Source organism: Pseudomonas sp. ABC1, assembly GCF_013395055.1.
In the GTDB taxonomy this organism is placed as follows: domain Bacteria; phylum Pseudomonadota; class Gammaproteobacteria; order Pseudomonadales; family Pseudomonadaceae; genus Stutzerimonas.
The window spans coordinates 1,918,684-1,932,544 of the sequence record NZ_CP058349.1 but is presented as its reverse complement, the minus strand read 5'-3'; the positions used below and the strand labels follow the sequence as shown (position 1 = coordinate 1,932,544).

General features: G+C 65.8%; 14 protein-coding genes and 1 pseudogene. 8 read left to right on the top strand and 7 right to left on the bottom strand.

Annotated features, from left to right (window positions below; genetic code table 11):
* Positions 1-4: 4 nt before the first annotated feature.
* The gene (gene lpdA, locus HW090_RS08485; protein WP_179113107.1) at positions 5-1,402 is read left to right on the top strand and encodes a dihydrolipoyl dehydrogenase; all 1,398 of its coding nucleotides are present in this window, start codon (positions 5-7) and stop codon (positions 1,400-1,402) included.
* Between the two features lie 58 nt (positions 1,403-1,460).
* On the opposite strand, the gene HW090_RS08480 is transcribed toward lpdA, so the two are convergent.
* Genes HW090_RS08480 through HW090_RS08455 form a run of 6 tightly spaced genes read right to left on the bottom strand, consistent with a single transcriptional unit; the run spans position 1,461 to position 6,987 of the window.
* The gene (locus tag HW090_RS08480; protein WP_179113106.1) at positions 1,461-1,790 is read right to left on the bottom strand and encodes a DUF1971 domain-containing protein; all 330 of its coding nucleotides are present in this window, start codon (positions 1,788-1,790) and stop codon (positions 1,461-1,463) included.
* The gene (locus HW090_RS08475; protein WP_179113105.1) at positions 1,777-2,211 is read right to left on the bottom strand and encodes a group III truncated hemoglobin; all 435 of its coding nucleotides are present in this window, start codon (positions 2,209-2,211) and stop codon (positions 1,777-1,779) included. Before HW090_RS08475 ends, HW090_RS08480 begins: the two co-directional genes overlap by 14 nt.
* A 13-nt stretch (positions 2,212-2,224) precedes the next feature.
* Positions 2,225-4,531 carry a TonB-dependent receptor domain-containing protein gene (locus tag HW090_RS08470; protein WP_256930769.1) on the bottom strand — a complete coding sequence of 769 codons (2,307 nt, stop codon included), beginning with the start codon at positions 4,529-4,531 and terminating at the stop codon, positions 2,225-2,227.
* Positions 4,528-5,229 carry an ABC transporter ATP-binding protein gene (locus tag HW090_RS08465; RefSeq protein WP_179113104.1) on the bottom strand — a complete coding sequence of 234 codons (702 nt, stop codon included), beginning with the start codon at positions 5,227-5,229 and terminating at the stop codon, positions 4,528-4,530. Before HW090_RS08465 ends, HW090_RS08470 begins: the two co-directional genes overlap by 4 nt.
* Positions 5,222-6,004, bottom strand: a complete 783-nt coding sequence (locus tag HW090_RS08460) for an ABC transporter permease (RefSeq protein WP_179113103.1) — start codon at positions 6,002-6,004, stop codon at positions 5,222-5,224. The genes HW090_RS08465 and HW090_RS08460 overlap by 8 nt, the downstream gene beginning before the upstream one ends.
* Complete coding sequence (locus HW090_RS08455; RefSeq protein WP_179113102.1) at positions 6,001-6,987, bottom strand: ABC transporter substrate-binding protein; 987 nt, start codon at positions 6,985-6,987, stop codon at positions 6,001-6,003. Before HW090_RS08455 ends, HW090_RS08460 begins: the two co-directional genes overlap by 4 nt.
* A gap of 242 nt (positions 6,988-7,229) precedes the next feature.
* Between HW090_RS08455 and HW090_RS08450 the strand changes: the two genes are divergently transcribed.
* The 4 genes and pseudogenes from HW090_RS08450 to HW090_RS08435 form a co-directional block, all read left to right on the top strand.
* A complete protein-coding gene (locus tag HW090_RS08450) occupies positions 7,230-7,943 on the top strand; it encodes a Crp/Fnr family transcriptional regulator (protein WP_179113101.1) in 714 nt (237 codons plus the stop codon).
* Between the two features lie 196 nt (positions 7,944-8,139).
* Positions 8,140-8,634, top strand: coding sequence for a disulfide bond formation protein B (locus HW090_RS08445; protein ID WP_179113100.1), 495 nt, complete (start codon positions 8,140-8,142; stop codon positions 8,632-8,634).
* A gap of 147 nt (positions 8,635-8,781) precedes the next feature.
* Complete coding sequence (rsd, locus tag HW090_RS08440) at positions 8,782-9,237, top strand: sigma D regulator (protein WP_179113099.1); 456 nt, start codon at positions 8,782-8,784, stop codon at positions 9,235-9,237.
* A gap of 73 nt (positions 9,238-9,310) precedes the next feature.
* Positions 9,311-10,036, top strand: a pseudogene (locus HW090_RS08435) (AlgP family protein); the annotation flags it as partial.
* Here HW090_RS08435 and HW090_RS08430 read toward each other — a convergent pair.
* Positions 10,018-10,488 carry a TIGR02444 family protein gene (locus tag HW090_RS08430; RefSeq protein WP_179113097.1) on the bottom strand — a complete coding sequence of 157 codons (471 nt, stop codon included), beginning with the start codon at positions 10,486-10,488 and terminating at the stop codon, positions 10,018-10,020. The pseudogene HW090_RS08435 and the gene HW090_RS08430 sit on opposite strands and share 19 nt — an antisense overlap.
* A gap of 62 nt (positions 10,489-10,550) precedes the next feature.
* On the opposite strand from HW090_RS08430, the gene HW090_RS08425 reads away from it, so the two are divergent.
* Genes HW090_RS08425 through HW090_RS08415 form a run of 3 tightly spaced genes read left to right on the top strand, consistent with a single transcriptional unit; the run spans position 10,551 to position 13,810 of the window.
* The gene (locus HW090_RS08425) at positions 10,551-12,461 is read left to right on the top strand and encodes an ATP-binding cassette domain-containing protein (RefSeq protein ID WP_179113096.1); all 1,911 of its coding nucleotides are present in this window, start codon (positions 10,551-10,553) and stop codon (positions 12,459-12,461) included.
* Between the two features lie 11 nt (positions 12,462-12,472).
* Positions 12,473-13,042: a mechanosensitive ion channel domain-containing protein gene (locus HW090_RS08420; RefSeq protein WP_373416390.1), complete on the top strand. Its 570-nt coding sequence runs from the start codon at positions 12,473-12,475 to the stop codon at positions 13,040-13,042.
* Between the two features lie 6 nt (positions 13,043-13,048).
* Positions 13,049-13,810, top strand: a complete 762-nt coding sequence (locus tag HW090_RS08415; RefSeq protein ID WP_179113094.1) for a TerC family protein — start codon at positions 13,049-13,051, stop codon at positions 13,808-13,810.
* The last annotated feature ends 51 nt before the right edge of the window (positions 13,811-13,861 follow it).

Sequence of the window (13,861 nt, the reverse complement as noted above, 5' to 3'; positions counted from 1 at the left end):
TGCCATGAGCGAGCAATACGATGTACTGGTGATCGGCGGTGGGCCGGGCGGCTATGTCGCCGCCATCCGCGCCGGCCAGCTCGGCCTGCGCACCGCGCTGGTGGAGAAGCAGCACCTGGGCGGCATCTGCCTGAACTGGGGCTGCATTCCGACCAAGGCGCTGCTGCATGGCGCCGAGGTGGCACACAGCATCGCCCATGCCGGCGAGCTGGGTTTCAGCGTCGGTGAGGTGAACTTCGATCTGCACAAGCTGGTGCAGTTCAGCCGCTCGGTGTCACAGCGGCTGACCAGCGGGGTCGAGTATCTGTTGAAGAAAAATGGTGTGACGGTGATCGACGGCACCGCGCGCCTGAGTGGCAAGGGCCAGGTGGTGGTGCTCGACGCCGAGGGTGGCGAGCGCGACTACCGGGCCGACCACGTGATCCTCGCTACCGGTGCCCGGCCGCGTCCGCTGCCGGGCATCGAACCGGACGGCGAGCGCATCTGGACCTACTTCGAGGCGCTGTTGCCCAAGCGCCTGCCGAAGTCCCTGCTGATCATCGGTTCGGGTGCCATCGGCGTCGAGTTCGCCAGCCTCTACAACGACCTCGGCAGCGAGGTGACGCTGGTGGAGCTGGCCGGGCAGATCCTGCCGGTGGAGGATGCCGAGGTGTCGGCGGTGGTGCGCAAGTCGTTCGAGCGGCGCGGTGTCCGCGTGCACACCCAGACCCAGGTCACTGCGGTGCAGGTCACTGCTGACGGTGTGCGCTGCACGCTGCGCAGCGCCAGTGGCGAGCAGGTGCTGGAGGTCGAGCATGTGCTGTCGGCGGCGGGTGTGGAGCCCAATGTCGAAGGGCTCGGGCTGGAGGCACTGGGTGTGGAGCTGGAGCGCGGCTTTATCAAGATCGACCAGGCCTGCCGCACCAATGTCTTCGGCCTCTATGCCATCGGCGACGTGGCCGGGCCGCCGTGCCTGGCGCACAAGGCCAGCCATGAAGGGGTGATCTGCGTCGAGTCGCTGGCCGGCGTCGAGGGTGTGCATGGGCTGGATCGTAGCCATGTGCCGGGCTGCACCTATGCCAGGCCGCAGGTCGCCAGCCTGGGCCTGACCGAAGCCGCGGCGCGGGCCAGCGGTCGCCCCTTGAAGATCGGCAAGTTCGCCTACCAGGGCAACGGCAAGGCCCTGGCCAGCGACGAGCCGGAGGGCTTCGTCAAGACGATCTTCGATGCCGAGACCGGCGAGTTGCTGGGGGCGCACATGGTCGGTGCCCAGGTCACCGAGCAGATCCAGGGCTTCGGTATCGCCCATGCGCTGGAAGCCACGGACGAAAGCCTGCTGTCGGTGATCTTCGCCCACCCGACCCTGTCGGAGGCGATGCACGAGTCGGTCCTTGCCGCCAACGGCCGGGCGCTGCACCAGTAAAAGGCCATGCGCTCAGGGTGCGCCAGGCATGGCACACCCTGAGCGCTCGGTAGCCTGGTCAGTGGGGGCTGGCCGGTCCTTCGCCAGGGGCCGCATGGAACTCCACGAACAGCCGCACGGCGCCACGCGGCTCGACGAAGTGCAGCACCTGCGGCGCGACGATCCCCGGCTGGCCGGGCACCAGCACGACATCCAGGCCCCAGTCGGCCACGCAATAGCGCAGCTCGCCTTCGAGGACGTGGATCAGTGCCCAGACGCCGGGCTTGGTCGCGTGGTCCTTGCGCAGGGCGGCCGGCAGGCTCTGTTCGTCGAAGTCGGCCGTGCGCCGGTAGGCGCGGACATCCTCTGGCAATCGCGTGGGGTAAGCGCGTGCATCAGGCTCGCTCATGCTGTTTTCCTGGCTGGGCGGTGGCGGTGGTGCCGACATGGCCATGGTGCTGCTCGTAGTGTCGCCAGAGGTTGGCGGCGATACGCTGGGCCAGGGCGTCGGCCTCGGTGCGCAGTGCCGTATTGCTCAACTCGGCAGTGGTCAGTTGGAACAGTCCCAGCCAGCGCTGGAACAGTGCCTCGCTGAGACCATGCAGCGCCATGTGCTTGGGCATCGGCGCGCCGCCGAAGCGCTTGGTGCCGAGCAGCAGCGCCGACCAGAAGTCGCACAACTGGTCCAGGTGCGCAGGCCAGTCGCCGACGTGCCCGTCGAAGATCGGCCCCAGCACCTCGTCTGCCCGCACCCGGGCGTAGAAGGCTTCGACCAGCGCGCGGATTTCCGCTTCGGTGCACAGGGCGGGCGGCGATTCCGGGTGACTCATGGGTGCTCTCCGATCAGAAGGAATAGTTCAGCCCGGCGCTCAGGCTGCGTCCGCTGCCGCTGAGGAAGGTCGGCTGGCTGGCATCGGCACGGTTGCGGATGACGAAGGTGCTGGCGTAGGTCTTGTCCGTCAGGTTATCCCCTTGCAGGTAGACCGAGAAACCTTCGCGCACCTGATAGTCCAGCTTCAATCCCCACAGGGCATAGGCGTCCTGATAGTTGTTGCGGGTGTTGGCGTGGTCGGTGGGCGAGTCCTGCGGTACCCAGCGCAGGTTCGGGCCGAAGCGCAGGGGGCCGCTGCGCAGCAGCAGTTCGCCGTTCAGCAGGTGGCGCGGGACACCGGCGATGCGGTTGCCGGAATACTCGCCGCCCTGGAAGCGGAAGTCGCTGAAGGTCCAGCTCATGCGCCAGTCCAGTGCGGTCTCGCCGTCCAGCAGCAGTGCCGGCAGCGGCTGGCTGCCGTTCAGCCCGGCCTCGATGCCACGGTGACGGGTACGCGAAGCGTAGTTGTAGGTGCCGACTTTCACCCCCAGGCTGTCGGTGGTGGAGATCAGTTCATCGTCGATACGGCTCTGGTAGACCGACAGCGCCCAGTCCAGTCCGCCATTGGCCAGCAGCGAGCCATTGCCGCCCAGTTCCAGGGTGGTGCCGCGCTGAACGTCCAGCTTGACCAGGTCGCTGCTGGCGGACGCCGGGTTGTTCGCCGCCACCGTCGATGTGACGATTTCCCAGAATGTCGGGGCTTCGTGGCTGCGGCTGAGGTTGGCGTACAGGCGCACCTGCGGCGAGGGCGTCCAGACCAGGCCGACCTTGGGTGTCGTGTAGTTCCACTGCTGGTCGAGCCGTTGCCGGGAACTCTGGCCCTGGCTCGGCTGGCGGAGGTTGCCCGCATCGCGGCTGACCTGGCTCCATTTCAGTTCGGTGACCAGCAGCCACTGGCTGGCGAGGTGCCAGTCCAGCCCCAGTTGCAGGTCGAGGTTGCGCGCTTGCAGGTCCAGCGTGGCGAACGGTGTCGCACTGTAGCGCGAGCCATTCTGCGGGTTGTTGGCGTACAGCTTGCGGTCCATGTCGCTCTGCGACCAGGAACTGGCGAGGCGGTAGTCGAAGTGCTCGGCGCGCCCCTGCAATTGCCACTGGGCGCCGACAGTGTCGGTGTCGGTGACGGTGTGGCTGAGCGGGTCGACGAAGGTGTCGTCGGTGTTCTGCGCATAGATGCCGAAGGTCTGGTTCAGTTGCTCGTCGCCCCAGCGGCTGCGGTTGGCGATGCGCAGTTGCTCGGTTTCGCGGTGCGGGTCGCGGCGGTAGATGTTCAGCAGGTTGTCCTGGGGCGTGGTGCCGTCGCCCAGTACGCTACGCGGCTCGGATTTCAGGCGGGCCTTGGTGATGACGTTGGGAATGTTGAACTTGAGCGTGCCCCAGTTGAGGTAGGTGCGGTTGTCGAAGTCCTCGCCGCGACGGAAGCCGAAGTTGCTCTGCAGCAGGGTGCGGCGTGAGTTCGAGTGATGGCGGTAGCCGTCGTAGCTGTCGTTGCTCAGGCTGACCCGGGCATCCAGGTCGCCCTGTTGCAGGCCGCCGGCCAGTTGCTGGCCGTAGCGGCCGAAGCTGCCGCCCTCCAGGCGCAGGTGGGCGCGCTCGTCGGCGCCGGTCAGCGACTGGAAGTCCAGCTCGCCGCCGAGGCTGGTGGCACCGGGCGAGCCGGCATTGGCGCCACGGCGGACGCTGATGTGGGACGCGTTGCGCGGTTCCAGCAGGCTGATGACGAAGGAGCCGTCCGCCTCGTTCAGCGGCAGGCCGTCCTGCAACAGCAGGACGCCGCGGTTGACCGGGTTGCTCTGGATGCCCGAGCCACGGATGTTCAGGCGTGGCTGGTCGGTACCGCCGAAGAACTCCTGGATCACCACGCCCGGCTGGTAGTCCAGCGCGTCGCGCAGGCTGGCCAGGCGCGTTTCCTGCTGCGGCTCGCTGAGGTTGGTGCCGCCCGGCACCCGCGCCAGGCGTTCGCGTACCTGGCTGGCCGATGGCGTCAGCGAGGTGCTGCTGGCCTGGCCCTTGATGTCGAGCGGGCTCAGTTCGGTCGGTTCGGCGGCCTGGGCCGCGAGCGGCAGGCTGGCCAGCAGCAACAGCCAGGGCATGCGGCGGGAGGGGGGCAACGGACGGTACGGCATGCGGATCTCCAGAGAGACAAAGGGGTGGACATCACCCGTGCGAGAGGAATTTCCATCGGTCATGGCGTCGGCGGGTGAGCGCCAGGGCCAGGGTTTTGCAACGAATCGGTCGAGTCGCGGGAGCGGCAGGCCAGTGGATTTCGGGCGTCGTTTCATGAGCAGTCGGGCTCCATGGCGACCAGTCGCGCTTGCAGGCACTGGGCGAGGTGCCGTCGCGCGTCGTCGTCGGATGCCTCGTCCAACCCCAGGTGCTGGGCGCGGCCCTGGTGCAGCAACAGGCATTGGTCGGCCAGCTCCACCACTTCATGGGGCTGGTGGCTGACGCAGAGCAAGGCCGCGCCGCTGTCGCGCAGGTAGGTCCGGCACAGCTCGATCAGGTTGTTGCGCAGTGCCGGGTCGAGGGCGGAGAAGGGTTCGTCCAGCATCAGCAGGTCCGCCTGCACGGCGAAAGCACGCGCCAGGGCGGCCCGTTGCGCCATGCCGCCCGAGAGCTGTCCTGGCCAGAGGTTGGCTGCTGCCGACAGGCCGGTACGTGCCAGCCATCGTTCGGCGTTCTGCCGGGCCTGGTGAGGCGCTTGGCCGGCGGCCTGCAGGGCGATCAGCAGGTTGTCGAGCACTGTCTGCCAGGGCAGCAGGCGAGGCTCCTGGAAGACCAGCACCGGCCTGGCGAAGGTGTTGCGGCATTCGCCCTGCAAGGGCGCGAGCAGCCCGGCGGCGACCTTGAGCAGGGTGCTCTTGCCGCTGCCGCTGGGGCCGAGGATGCCCAGGCGTTGGCCAGGGCTCAGGCGCAGGTCGAGCGCCTCTACCACCGGCGTGCGCCCATGGCCGAGGCTCGCGTGTCTTAGCTCAAGCATGGCCGTTCTCCTGCCAGGCGCAGAGACGCCGCTGGATCGGTTGCAGCAGGGCGAACTCCAGCAGTGCCACCCACAGCAGTACCAGCAAGGCCCAGGCATAGATGCCGGCGTTGTCGAGGATGCTGCGGGCATTGGCCAGAGCGTAGCCGACGCCGTCCTCGGCACCGAGCAACTCGGCCATGACGATCAGCCTTACACCGCCGCACGTGGCGATCAGCAGCGCCGACGAGAGCGGCGCAGCCAGCGCGGGTACATACAGATGACGCAGGCGCTGCCAGGCCGAGAGGCGATAGACCGTCACCATTTCCGTGAGGTTGCGGTCGACCAGCAACATGCCCTTGACCGTGTTCACGTACATGCCCGGTGCCAGCATCAGGATGCTGATGAACACCACCATGCGCGTGCCCAGACCGAACCAGAGCATAGCCAGCACCACGACCACCACCGGTGGGATCGCCATCAGCAGCCAGCGCAACGGTTCGAGCAGGCCGCGCAGGCGCGCATCCAGCCCGGCCAGCACGCCCAGGCTGAAGCCCAGCAGGCAACCCAGGCTGACGCCGGTGGCGATTCGCCCGAGGGTGGTCCAGGCCTGTTGGCGGGCCTGGGCATCGGTCGCCAGGCGTAGCAGCGCTTGCAGCGTTTCCAGCGGTGTCGCCATCAGCAGCGGGCTGCTGTGGCTCGCCAGGTACTGCCAACCGAGCAGCAGCGCCAGGACGCCGACGACGGCCCAGCCAGGCGCGGTGCGCCGCCGGGACGGGATAGGGCGCTGGCTCATGGTCCGTACAGTCCATCATCCGGCAACTGTCCGCCGATCAGCTCGGGTGACTGCCGCAGCAGGCGCGCATACAGGGCCTGCAGCTGCGGGCGGAAGTCCCGCGCGGAATGCAGGTCCAGGTCCACCGTGCCAATCGCTTCCTCCAGCGCCTCGACCGGCATGTGCGGCCAGTGGCGGTGCGCCAGTTCGGCACAGGCCCGGGGTTGTTGCGCACACCAGCGCGCCGACTGCGCATAGGCGTCGGCCACATGGGTATTCAGTTCGCTGTCATCGGCGACGTTACGGCTGGCCATCAACCCGGCGATCGGCAGTTGCGCGGCGTCGGGGAAGACCTGCGCCCAGGCCTGCTCCAGGCTCTGCACGCGGTACAGCGGTGCGCCGCCCTGCTGCCGGTTGCGTTGCAGCAACAGAGAGGCGGCCGGCTCGACCAGCAGGATGTGCTCGGCCTGTTTTGCCTGCATCAGGGCAATCGCGTCCGGGCCGCTGCGCAGGGCGCGGAAGTGGATGTCCTTGCCTGCTTCGAGCCGCAGCTCGCCGAGCACTTCGTTCAGCAGCAGGCCGGGAAACTCGCGCTGGATCGGCGACAGCACCGTCTCGCCGCGCAGGTCGGCGAAGCCCTTGACCTTTGGATCGCGGCTGATCAGCCAGACCACGTTCCACACCGAGGTGTTCAGCAGCCTGACCGGCTCCCCACGGTTGCGCAGCAGCGCCGGCAGGATTACCGGCGCCGCGCTGTAGTCGATCTGGCCTTGCAGCAGGAGGGCGCGCAACTGGTCCGGGCCGTCCCACTGGCGGAACTCGACGTGTTCGGCGTAGGCGTCCAGCGCCCCGCTATCCAGCATGTGCAACAGCGGCAGGCTGAAGATCGCGTTCGGGCCGGCCAGGCGGATCGTCTCGACTTTCTTCGTTGGTGCGGCTTGCGCCGACAGGCAGGCGAAGGCTGAAAGAAGTAGGCAGGAAAGCCAGATACGGGTGCGAGGCATGGGCGTCTTCTTCGCAGGATGAATGGGTTTTCATTACAGATGCGAATCATTCCACGTTTGTCGGAATTGCCCCATGACATTTGTTAAGACCGGCAGCCGAACCTGCGAGGCTGTGCCGCAGGTGGATCGTTGGCGGGCTTGCACACGCGTTGGCCGGGCCTTTCGGAGGTCGTGTATTGCCGATCATGGGGATGAGAAATATCCTTGATCGACAACTCCTCTCGATAGCGCAGGCCTGCCCCATGACGAACGCCAAGGTGCCGCTGGCATACAGGCAGGCCGACAGCCTGCTGGCCGCCCATCCCCTGTTCGAGTCGATGCCGGAGCCGGTCAGGACGGCGCTGCTGGCGGATGCGGTACTGAAACACTCGGCGGCGGGTGTTTTCCTGTTCCGCGAGGGCGAGCCGGCCCACCACTATCTATTGATCGAGAGCGGCCAGGTCGAGGTGCTGCGCTTCAACATGGATGGGGACGAGCGGGTGTTCAGCCAGTTTGGTCGGGGACAACTGGTCGCCGATGCGGCGATGTTCATGCCCCATGGGCGCTATCCGATGAACGCCCGCACCACCCAGGAGACGCGCTACTGGCGTTTGAGCCAGCAGGCGTTGCTGGATGCCTGTGAGCGTTTTCCGCAACTGTCGCTGCGGTTGTTGCAGTCCCTCAGCCATCGGCTCTATCGGCGCATCAACGAGGTCGAGTGGATGACCAGCAGCTCGGCGGCCCAGCGGTTGGCGGCCTACCTGTTGCTGCAATACCAGCAGCAGGGCGCCGCCATCGAACTGCCCTTGAGCCAGCGGCAGCTGGCGGCCAACCTCGGCATTCGTGCCGAGTCCCTGAGCCGGCTGTTCTCCGACTGGCAGCAGCATGGCTACGTCAAGGGTCGCCAGCGGCATTGGCAGTTGCTGGAGTTGCAGCACATTACCCAGTTGGCGGACGGGGCGCAGCGGTCGTTCTGATTGGCGAATCGATTCAGGCAATTGCATGACGTTTTTCTTCCCTCTCCCTGGCCCTCTCCCGCAAGCGGGAGAGGGGGGCAGAAGCGTGCGGAATGAAGAGAGTCATGCGATTACCTTGGGGGACGGTTGGAGAAGCTGGACGCTCATTCCCGCTTTCCTCTACCGTAGAGCCCTTCTTCACCCACGCAGACCGATCATGAACTTCGCCAGTCCCCGTCCACTGTTCTTTCTCGCTTTCCTCGCCTGCCTGCTGATCATGGTGGCCGCGCTCTATCTGGAGCATGTCGTCGGGCTGGCGCCTTGCCCGCTGTGCATCGTGCAGCGCATCTGCGTGATCGGTTTCGGCCTGGCCTGCCTGGCGGCCGCGATCCACGATCCGGCGCGGACCGGGCGTCGGATCTACAGTGCTATCGCCCTGCTGTTCGCCTTGGCGGGGGGCGCCACGGCGGCTCGTCAGGTCTGGTTGCAGAGCGTGCCGGCCGACCAGTTGCCCAGTTGCCTGCCCAGTCTCGAATACATGATGGAGGCGCTGCCGTTCCAGGACATTGTCCGCCTGGTGCTGCACGGCACCGCCGAGTGCGCCGAAGTGAGCTGGACGCTGCTGGGCATGAGCATCCCCGAGTGGAGCCTGCTGGCGTTCGTCGGCATGCTGGTGTTCGCTGTCTGGCAGGCCGTCCGCCCGGGGCGTTGAGGGAAACATCTGGCTTCTACAAGCGTCTCGGGCCATGATGGACGGACGGTATCGATGATAGTCATACCCAATTGAACGCTGCCGTCCATGCCGCTCATCCGCACGGATTCCATGGCGCCCATGTGCCCACGAACGAGGTGAATACACATGCTGGAAAGCTGCCGTAATGCCCAGGAGCGCTGGGGAGGCGTCCATCTGCTGATCGATCGCTGGTTGCAGGAGCGCCATGAACTGGTGCAGGTCTATGCCGACCTGCAACGGGCGCAGGCGACTACGAAGGAAAGCCGGCAGCGTTTCTGCCAACTGCTGCTCGACTATGTTTCCGCGGGCCATTTCGGTGTCTACGAGCAACTGGTCAGGGAAGCCGAAGCCTTTGGCAATCATCAGGGGATCGAGCTGGCGACACGCATCTACCCGCGTTTGCAGGCAATCACCGAGCATGCGCTGGCGTTCAACGACCAGTGCGAGCGAGCCGCGGAAGATGCCGCACTGGTCGATGAATTGCACCAGATCGGGCAACTGCTGCACGAGCGTTTCGAACTGGAAGACTGCTTGATCGAAGTGCTGCATACCGCACACCGCCAGGTGCCCGAAACGGTCTGACTACTTCGCTCTCTTGGCGAGTGGCGGGGAGCGGTCTAGTATGGCCGCACCCCAATCGCCAGGAGGCGCATTCATGTCTTCGAAGAAGCAATCGCTCACCACCCCGCTGCACCTTCTGCAGCAGCTCTCCCGCAGTCTGATCGACCATCTGGAAAAGGCTTGCGAGAAAGCCCGGGAAGAGGCCGAGCAAATCCTCGCCAAGCTGGAAAAGCAGCGTGGCAAGGCCCAGGAAAAACTGCTCAAGGCGCGTACCCAGCTCGACGAAGCGGCTTCTGCCGGCAAGGCCAAGGCGCAGGCCAAGGCGCGAGCGCGTATCGGTGAACTGGAAGACCTGCTGGCGCTGCTGCAGACCCGCCAGGGCGAAACCCTGACCTATATCTCCAAGCTCAAGCAGGATGCCGAGCACAGCCTCAAGCTGGCGTTGGGTGTTGCGGATGTCGAGCGTGCCGCCAGTCAGGCGCTGGAGCAGGGTGTGGCGCCCAAGGCGACCAGTCGCCGTCGTACGCCGGCCGCCAGCAAACCCGCTGCTGCGGCCAAGGCTCCTGCTGCCAAACCGGCTGCCGCCGCCAAGCCTGTCGCTAAACCCGCTGCCAAGCCTGCTGCTGCCAAACCTGCCGCCAAGCCAGCGGCCAAGCGCCCCGTTGCCAGCAAACCGGCAGCGTCCACCGCTCCAGCGGCGAAGAAGCCTGCCACTCCGGCCGCCAAGCCCGCACTCGCCAGCACTGCCAGCAAACCAGCGGCGCGTCGTCCTGCGGCCCGCAAGCCGGCTGCCAAGCCCGCTCAGAAGCCTGCCAGCTCGGAGTGAGTCGCTTGGGCGGCGGCGCGCAGTCGTTGCGTGTCGTCGTCCGTGGGCAGGTAATGTTCCAGCCATGTCTCGGCCTGCCGCTCGGCTGGCCAGGCATGGCTGAGCGCCTCCAGGCGCTGTAGCGCCATTCGCTCCGCATCCAGTTCCAACGCCTTGAGCCGCTCGCGCAGGTCGTGCAGGCCGTCGTCGCGCTGCGCTGCCGCACGCCAGGCCATGCGCAGTTGCCGCAGTGGTTGGGTGATCTCTCGCTGCCAGTCGCCGATGCGCGCCTGCAGGCTTTCCAGGCGCTGCGCGCTGAAGGCGACCCGGCGTGTTTCCAGCCAGCAGCAGCACAGCAGCAGGCAGACATCCAGTCCATGTTCCCGCTGTAGTCGCAGGCAGGTGTCCTGGATACCGGGCTTTACATAGCAATGCAGGGCGAAAGGCCAGAGAGCGGGGTTGTGCATGACGATTTTTTCTCGCTGAGCGCAATGGCGCGCTGGACGAACTGATAAACTCCGCCGCCATTATGATCCGACTATTGAATCTCTCTCTACAGCGTGGTCCCCAGCGTTTGCTGGATGGCGCCGAGCTGACCCTGCACCCTGGCCACAAGGCCGGTCTGATCGGCGCCAATGGTGCCGGCAAATCCACGCTGTTCTCCCTGCTGCGCGGTGAGTTGGTCGCCGATGGTGGCGACTGCCAGATACCGCCGCAGTGGCGCATCGCGCATATGCGCCAGGAGATCGAAACGCTGGAGCGCGTTGCCGTGGACTACGTGCTCGATGGCGACGCCGAACTGCGGCGTATCCAGCGCGATTTGCAGGTCGCCGAGCAGGCCCACGACGGCACCGCGCTGGCGCGCCTGCATGCCGAGTTCGAGCAGGCCGATGGCTACAGCGCCGATGCCCGCGCGCGCAAGCTGCTCGCCGGGCTGGGTTTCGCCAGCGAGCAGATGGACCTTGCGGTCGGTAGCTTCTCGGGTGGCTGGCGCATGCGGCTGAACCTGGCCCAGGCGCTGATGTGCCCGTCCGACCTGTTGCTGCTCGACGAGCCGACCAACCACCTCGACCTGGATGCCATCCTCTGGCTGGAGGACTGGCTCAAGGCTTATACCGGCACGCTGCTGCTGATTTCCCACGACCGTGACTTCCTCGATGCGGTGGTCGAGCACGTGGTGCACCTGGAGCAGCGCAAGCTGACGCTCTATCGCGGTGGCTATTCGGCTTTCGAGCGCACCCGCGCCGAGCGCCTGGCGCAGCAACAGCAGGCGTTCGAGAAGCAGCAGGCGCAGCGTGCGCACATGGAAAGCTTCATCCGCCGCTTCAAGGCCAAGGCGACCAAGGCGCGCCAGGCCCAGAGCCGTATCAAGGCGCTGGAAAAGCTCGAAGAGCTGGCGCCGGCGCACATCGACTCGCCGTTCGACTTCAGCTTCCGCGAGGCGGACAAGGTGTCCAGCCCGCTGCTCGACCTGGCCGAAGGGCAACTGGGCTATGGCGACAAGCGCGTGCTGGACAAGGTCAAGCTGCAACTGGTGCCAGGTGCACGCATTGGCCTGCTCGGGCCGAACGGCGCGGGCAAGTCGACCCTGATCAAGACCCTGGCCGGTGAGCTGGAGCCGCTCGGTGGCCGCTTGCAGCGTGGGGAAAACCTCGCTATCGGCTATTTCGCCCAGCACCAGCTGGACGCCCTCGACCCTTCCGCCAGCCCGTTGCTGCACCTGCAACGGATCGCGCCGGGCGAGCGCGAGCAGACCTTGCGGGACTTCCTCGGCGGGTTCGATTTCCGGGGCGAGCGTTGCGACGAGCCAATGCTGAACTTCTCCGGTGGCGAGAAGGCGCGCCTGGCCCTGGCGCTGATTGCCTGGAACAAGCCCAACCTGCTGCTGCTCGATGAACCGACCAACCACCTCGATCTGGAAATGCGCCTGGCGCTGACCCTGGCGTTGCAGGATTTCGAGGGTGCGGTACTGGTGGTTTCCCACGACCGGCATCTGCTCAAGAGCACCACCGACGAGTTTCTGCTGGTGGCCGATGGACGCGTCGTCGAGTTCGACGGCGACTTGCAGGACTATTCCCGCTGGCTGCTGGAGTTCCGCTCACGCCAGCAACCGGCGAGCGCGAGCGTGGACGGTGGCGAGCGGACCGACAAGCGCGCCCAACGCCAGGCCGCCGCCGCGTTGCGCCAGCAACTGGCGCCGCACAAACGCCAGGCCGAGAAGCTGGAGAAGGAGTTGGGTACGCTTCAGGAGCGCCTGGCCGGACTGGAAGTGCAACTGGCCGACAATGCGCTGTATGAGCCGGCGCGCAAGGATGACCTGCGCACCCTGCTGGCCGAGCAGTCCAGCCTCAAGGCTCGCGAAGCCGACCTCGAAGAGCGCTGGCTCGAGGTCCTGGAGACACTCGAGCAGCTACAGGCAGACTTGGAGAATGCTTCGTGAAAGAGCAACTGATGTTGCTGATGGATGAGTGGAGCGCGCAACTTGCGCTGGGCCTGCAGGTGCTGCTGATCCTGCTGGTGGCGTATGTCCTGCAACGTGTGTTGACCCGTGGTGTGACACGCCTCTCGGAGCGCTACCGGCTGCCGCCGGAGCTGATCCTGCCGGTGCGGGGCGGTATCCGCTGGTTCATCATGGGCGGTGCGCTGATCATGGTGCTGGAGCGCTTCGGCGTATCGGCGACGGTGTTGTGGACGGCTTTTTCCGGCTTCGTCGCGGTGGCGGCCATCGCTTTCTTCGCGATCTGGAGCGTATTGTCCAATCTGTTGTGCGCGATACTGATCCTGACTGTCGGCCCCTTCCGCCTGGGCGACGTGGTGGAGATCGTCGAAGCGTTCGACAAGCCCATTGTCAAAGGGCGCGTGATTGCAATAAATCTGCTTTATACAACCCTCGAGGAAAGCCCCGAGAGTGGCACCGGCGCTATCGTGCAGGTGCCCAACAGCCTGTTCTTCCAGAAAGCCGTCCGCCGCTGGCGGGGCACTGAAGTGCAGTTTCTCAACAACACACCCAACGAGAAGTAACCCGACATGGAATGGCTCAGCAACCCGGAAATCTGGGTCGCGTTTCTGACCCTGACCGCCTTGGAAATCGTCCTCGGCATCGACAACATCATCTTCATCTCCATCTTGGTCAGCCGCTTGCCCAAGCACCAGCAGGCCAAGGGGCGCTTCTTCGGGCTGTCCCTGGCGATGGGCACGCGCATCCTGCTGCTGCTCTCAATCGCCTGGGTGATGCGCCTGACCAACGATCTGTTCAGCGTTTTCGGCGAAGGGGTTTCCGGGCGTGACCTGATCCTGTTCTTCGGCGGCCTGTTCCTGCTGTTCAAGAGCACCCTGGAGATCTGGCACAGCGTCGAGGGCGAGGAAGAGGAAGCGAGCGGACCGGGCGGTGCGGCCAAGGCCGGCTTCCTGAGCGTGATCCTGCAGATCGCGGTGATCGACATCATCTTCTCGCTGGACTCGGTGATCACCGCCGTCGGCCTGGTGCAGAACGTACCGGTGATGATCGCCGCCATCATCATCGCGGTGATCGTGATGATGATGGCCGCTGGCACCATCAGCGACTTTATCGAGAAGCACCCGACGCTGAAGATCCTCGCGCTGTCGTTCCTGATCGTGGTGGGTACGTTGCTGATCGCCGAAGCCTTCGACGTACACGTGCCGAAAGGCTACGTCTACTTCGCCATGGCCTTCTCGCTGGGTGTGGAAGCCTTGAACATCCGCATGCGCAAGGCATTGAAGCGCAACCTCAAGGATCCGGTGAAGCTGGGCAAGGACCTGCCGGACTGAGGGCGGAAAAACCGGTGCGCCTGGCGCACCCTACGGTGACTGGAGGGGGAG

Coding starts and splice junctions, on each gene's coding strand:
- lpdA (WP_179113107.1), top strand. CDS start 5: ATGAGCGAGCAATACGATGTACTGGTGATCGGCGGTGGGCCGGGCGGC.
- HW090_RS08480 (WP_179113106.1), bottom strand. CDS start 1,790: ATGAGCGAGCCTGATGCACGCGCTTACCCCACGCGATTGCCAGAGGAT.
- HW090_RS08475 (WP_179113105.1), bottom strand. CDS start 2,211: ATGAGTCACCCGGAATCGCCGCCCGCCCTGTGCACCGAAGCGGAAATC.
- HW090_RS08470 (WP_256930769.1), bottom strand. CDS start 4,531: ATGAAACGACGCCCGAAATCCACTGGCCTGCCGCTCCCGCGACTCGAC.
- HW090_RS08465 (WP_179113104.1), bottom strand. CDS start 5,229: ATGCTTGAGCTAAGACACGCGAGCCTCGGCCATGGGCGCACGCCGGTG.
- HW090_RS08460 (WP_179113103.1), bottom strand. CDS start 6,004: ATGAGCCAGCGCCCTATCCCGTCCCGGCGGCGCACCGCGCCTGGCTGG.
- HW090_RS08455 (WP_179113102.1), bottom strand. CDS start 6,987: ATGCCTCGCACCCGTATCTGGCTTTCCTGCCTACTTCTTTCAGCCTTC.
- HW090_RS08450 (WP_179113101.1), top strand. CDS start 7,230: ATGACGAACGCCAAGGTGCCGCTGGCATACAGGCAGGCCGACAGCCTG.
- HW090_RS08445 (WP_179113100.1), top strand. CDS start 8,140: ATGAACTTCGCCAGTCCCCGTCCACTGTTCTTTCTCGCTTTCCTCGCC.
- rsd (WP_179113099.1), top strand. CDS start 8,782: ATGCTGGAAAGCTGCCGTAATGCCCAGGAGCGCTGGGGAGGCGTCCAT.
- HW090_RS08430 (WP_179113097.1), bottom strand. CDS start 10,488: ATGCACAACCCCGCTCTCTGGCCTTTCGCCCTGCATTGCTATGTAAAG.
- HW090_RS08425 (WP_179113096.1), top strand. CDS start 10,551: ATGATCCGACTATTGAATCTCTCTCTACAGCGTGGTCCCCAGCGTTTG.
- HW090_RS08420 (WP_373416390.1), top strand. CDS start 12,473: ATGTTGCTGATGGATGAGTGGAGCGCGCAACTTGCGCTGGGCCTGCAG.
- HW090_RS08415 (WP_179113094.1), top strand. CDS start 13,049: ATGGAATGGCTCAGCAACCCGGAAATCTGGGTCGCGTTTCTGACCCTG.